Origin of the sequence: Leifsonia sp. YAF41 (assembly GCF_052113185.1) — a bacterium.
Lineage (GTDB): Bacteria > Actinomycetota > Actinomycetes > Actinomycetales > Microbacteriaceae > Cryobacterium.
The window spans coordinates 1-417 of sequence record NZ_JBFRCS010000026.1 but is presented as its reverse complement, the minus strand read 5'-3'; the positions used below and the strand labels follow the sequence as shown (position 1 = coordinate 417).

General features: G+C 54.9%; 1 rRNA gene. It reads left to right on the top strand.

The annotated features are described in order from the left end of the window. A 23S ribosomal RNA gene (locus tag AB4Y63_RS19150) occupies positions 1-417 on the top strand; the annotation flags it as partial.

Below are 417 nucleotides of genomic sequence, written 5' to 3'. Positions count from 1 at the left end.
CATAAGGGCTTCTGACGGATGCCTTGGCATTGAGAGGCGATGAAGGACGTGGCACGCTGCGATAAGAGCCGGGGAGGCGCGAGCACCCTTTGATCCGGCTATCTCCGAATGGGGAAACCCACCTTTACGGTCACCCGACTTGCTTCAACCTCGGTTGGAGCACGATCGGTGGATCGGACAAGGTATAATGATCTGAATACATAGGGTCATTAAGCAAACCCAGGGAACTGAAACATCTCAGTACCTGGAGGAAAGGACATCAACCGAGACTCCCGTAGTAGTGGCGAGCGAACCGGGACCAGGCCAGTGCTGTCGTGACATAAAGCTGAAGGATCTGGGAAGGTCCGCCATAGTGGGTGATAGCCCCGTAAGCGTCAAATAGCGACAGACTTGAGTAGGGCGGGACACGTGAAATCC